Genomic DNA, 4,095 nt, shown 5'->3' with positions numbered 1-4,095 from the left:
CTCATACAGCACGTCATCGGTAAGCCGGTAGAGCTCCAGAAATGTTCTGGGTGTACCGCTGTAGATCCCTCCTATAGATATGGAGGTACGGCTCTTGGGATACTGCTCCCCAGCTCTGTCCTCATAGTGCCGGATCACCGCCTCGGCCTTCTTCTGCAGGGCCTTCCTATCTGAGCAGGGACATGCCAGTACGGCAAATTCATCTCCGCCCAGGCGCATCACAATATCCGTCTGCCGGAAAGTTTCTTTCAGAAGCGTCCCCACATACCGGAGCATACGGTCTCCCTCATCGTGACCATAATGATCATTCACCCGTTTGAAATTATCCAGGTCCATCATCAGGAAAACATAAGGCATAGCGGTTCTCATCTTGGCCCCGATCAAACTGCTTCCGCCCTTCCGGTTATAGACATCCGTCAGATAATCCCGGGCCGTCTCTTCCATAAGCTTCATCCGATGCTGCACATCTTTGGAAATATCGATCAATACGCTGATGATCGCGTCCCGTCCGTCATCCGCGACGATCTTCCTGCCCACATCGTGAACCCACAGATAACTTCCGTCCTTTTTCTTTACCCGGTATTCAATGGCGTATTCTTTTCCTTCTCTCATCTTCTGGAATACATATTCGCAGACCCGTTCCGCGTCCTCTTCACAGAAAGAATTGACCACTTTGCCGTCCGTAGCCTCCATGAATTCTTCATACGTGTAACCCAATATTTCCAGCATCGCATCGTTGACTACATACAGCGGAAAATCTTTCTCTATATAACCTCCGATGATCCCGCTTGGCATCATCTGACAGAGGATATCCAGCAGTTCCCGCTGTGCCAGTCCCCCCTGTTCACAGGCCCGCTCTGAAATGAACCGAAGCGGGAAATACTCCTCCTTCTCCTGAGATCTGCTGGCCTCAGACATATGAAGGACCTCCGCCAGATAACTTCCGTTATCCTTCCGGAAAACCGCCGTCAGGCGGGTCAGATAATAAGCCATCTCCTCGCCTTCCTGGACAATCATCGTCTCCATCCGGCAGAAGCATTGCCAGCACCCTTCTCCTGTCTGTTTCTCCGAGTAATCCAGAATCTTATAAGCGATCGGCCCGGGCAAAATCCGGATCTCCTGCCGGAGCAGTTTTTCAAACTGCTCCTTGTTGACCGCCACCTCTTCTTCGCCCGTTCCAAGACTGTAGATATCATCTGTCACCAGAGCCAGTGTTTTCTCCACGTCCCGCTCTGTCAGATAAGTATGGAAAAAATGCTCCAGCACAGAATACATCTTCCACGGCTTAACCGTTTTCTCCATGGACATCATTCCTCCTTACTGATCCACATACTTCTCTGAAAACTCTTCCACGCTTACTGGCCTGCTGTAATAATAACCCTGTCCATACCCACAGCCAAGCTTTTTGATCAGATCTTCGTTTTCCTGCGTCTCTACTCCTTCTACCACAGTGCTGATCTTCAGCTTCTTCGTCAATTCCACGATCTCGCTCATGATCACCACCTGCCGGTCATAGTCCATTCCCCTCTCCTGCAGCCGCAAAAGGAATTCCCGGTCGAACTTCACTTCATCAATCTTCAGACTGGCCATCGTATTCAGCGATGAATACCCACTGCCAAAATCATCCATGGATATCCGGAATCCCAGCTCCTTAAGCCGCAGGATCTTCTCATTCAGTTCATCGATATTCCCCATAGCCAGCCCTTCCAGGATCTCCAGAGTGATCAGATTCCCTGGAACCTGATATTTTTCCAGCAGTCCCTTCATTTTATCAATGTAGTCTACTTCATAGAACAACAACTTTGACTGATTTACCGACAGTGGAACCGGCGTTGTCCCTTCGTCGATCCAGGCCCGGATCTGACGGCATACCTGCTCTACCATATAGAGATCCAGGTTAGAGCAGAACCCGTTCTTCTCAAATATCGGAATAAACTGCCCCGGATAGATCATATCTCCCTCTTCTGGAATCCAGCGAACCAACGCCTCCGCGCTTCCTACTCTGCCTGTCCCAAGATCGATCTTAGGCTGCAGATACATCTTAAACTCTTGGTTCTCCAGCGCCTGATTCATATGACTTTCCACATAATTCTCCAGGATCTCGCTTTTATGAAGGCTGGTATCATAAAACCAGATGCTTTTCTTCAGAGAAGACCGGGCCGTATCCAGCGCGAACCGGACATGGGTCAGCGCCTTCTGTACCGACGGATCTTCATCCCGCACATCTGTCCCGATCACTACGCCACAGTAGAGCATAATCTGATAATCCCGCCGGATATCAAATCCATACCGGCTGATCTCCCGAATCATCTTCTCCAGCCGCTCCCGGATCTTGTCCCGCTCTGTATCCCTCAGAAGAAGGTAAAACATATCTTCCGAACTGCGGCAATAATATTCGCCCTCCCGGATATTTGCCGCAAGTACCTTCTTAATATAGCAAAGCAGCATATCCGCCGTCCGGGAACCAAAGATCTCATTGATAAACTTAAACTGCCGGATATTCATCGCCGCCAGGCTGTAGTTATATGTACTTTGGATCACCGGAGTCACATTGTACTCAAATCGCACCATGTTGTATGCGCCGGTAAGCGGATCGTAATAGATCGTACGGATCAGCCGCTTGTTCCCCTGATAAATAAGCCCATAGCCATAAGCGATCACCACCAGGATCAGAAAGAGCACCACCATTGTCATGATCCTGGTATTGGTCATAAGGTGATAGATCGTGCTGCTGACACCCTGGGCGGTCTGAACACAGAACAGATACCAGCCGTTCACATTGATGGGATCCAGAAATACCTGATACGTCACGCCTTCGTAGGTAAACTCAGAGAAACAGGTTTCCCCCGCCACCATAGCCTCCTCGATCTTCTCCTGTTCTTCCGGCATAAAATAGCCGTTGTCATATATAGTCTCCAGTTCCTCCCGGACGACCCGGTCCTTCGCGCGAACCAGGAGTTTTCCGCTGTCCGAGATCATGTGAATATATCCTTCTCCCTCAAGGATAGAGTGATCCTGCAGCACTTTCTCAAACGCTCCGGTACCCACTGCGGCGATCAGCGCCCCTACCGGTTCCTCTCCCCGATAGACCGGCACGGCGTAAGTAAACATATCCACGCCGTCCACCTCATAGATCCTGGATACGCCGCTCTGGCCTTCCCATGCCTGCCTCACTACCTCCTGTACTTCATCATTCATCATGTCCAGGGAAACATCTTTCATGATATCTGAATCAATGGTCACATTGATGTCCGTGTTGCCCTTGCCAAAAAATCCCATATGTTCAAATTCATTATTTTCTTTAGACAACAGAAAGCCCTGCACAAAAGCATCCGTACTCATCTTGCTGTACTGCAGGAAACTGGCCAGCGTGTCCAGCGTCTGAAAATCTGCATCCATCTGCCGCTGGATATTGATCTTATACTGTTCGGCTTCACTCTCCATATGTTCTGTCAACGCCGTCTCCAGAATATTTCTCAGATAGTAGGAAGCCACCGCTCCGGCTGCCAGGATCCCGGCGCTGACCAGCGCCACAATAACAGTGATCCGTCTTATCCGTCTCCGTAAAGAACGTTCATCCATAACGTTTCTCCTTCTGTCACAGAAAACCACAAAATAGCTAGCTATATGCTACCATGAATCCGGCCAAAAAACCACTGAGATTTTTAGCCTTCCTCTGCTCCTTCATAATTCCATGTTCTTCCCTGGTCTTCCGAGGAGAAGATCAGATGCATGCTCTGTCCGGAACTGTCTTTGGCCGCCGTAACCTTAAGTCCTGTTCCTGTTTCCTCCGGCAGAAACAGATAGCCATATCCCGCCACATCATCCGGTATATCCGTCACCTGGTCCCAGGGAAGCTCTACCTTCTGAAAGGACGCTCCCCCGTCCTTCGTATGATCCATCACATAGTACCGGCTTCCCGCAGCCGCGTCAAGAACCCGCAGCCGCCAGCCCTCTTCTTCATTCAGATAGAAATACCAGTTCTCGTCCGCCCGGTCCATATAGCAGGAACCAATCTCCTTTAATTCTTCCCGGGCCGCTTCCTCCTTCTCCTTTTTCTCCTGTGTGGTATCCGCATAACGCCAGCCGTTAGCC

The 4,095-nt window shown here is 50.1% G+C and carries 2 protein-coding genes and 1 pseudogene; all 3 read right to left on the bottom strand.

Annotation, left to right across the window (positions count from 1 at the left end; all coding sequences use genetic code 11):
- Positions 1-1,302: diguanylate cyclase domain-containing protein (locus tag ACML7B_RS07540; RefSeq protein WP_418540341.1), on the bottom strand; the 1,302-nt coding region annotated here is incomplete at its 3' end.
- Positions 1,303-1,317: 15 nt separating this feature from the next.
- Entirely contained in the window at positions 1,318-3,582 is a 2,265-nt protein-coding gene (locus tag ACML7B_RS07535; protein ID WP_418540338.1) for an EAL domain-containing protein, read from the bottom strand.
- An 83-nt stretch (positions 3,583-3,665) separates the two neighbouring features.
- A pseudogene (locus ACML7B_RS07530) lies at positions 3,666-4,095 on the bottom strand (hypothetical protein); the annotation flags it as partial.

Source organism: Massilistercora timonensis, from assembly GCF_048354975.1.
GTDB classification, from domain to species: domain Bacteria; phylum Bacillota; class Clostridia; order Lachnospirales; family Lachnospiraceae; genus Massilistercora; species Massilistercora timonensis.
This window is presented reverse-complemented; position numbering and strand designations above follow the sequence as displayed.

What these genes read in the sequence shown, in the direction of transcription:
- ACML7B_RS07535 (WP_418540338.1), bottom strand. Translation starts at nt 3,582, where the DNA reads ATGGATGAACGTTCTTTACGGAGACGGATAAGACGGATCACTGTTATT.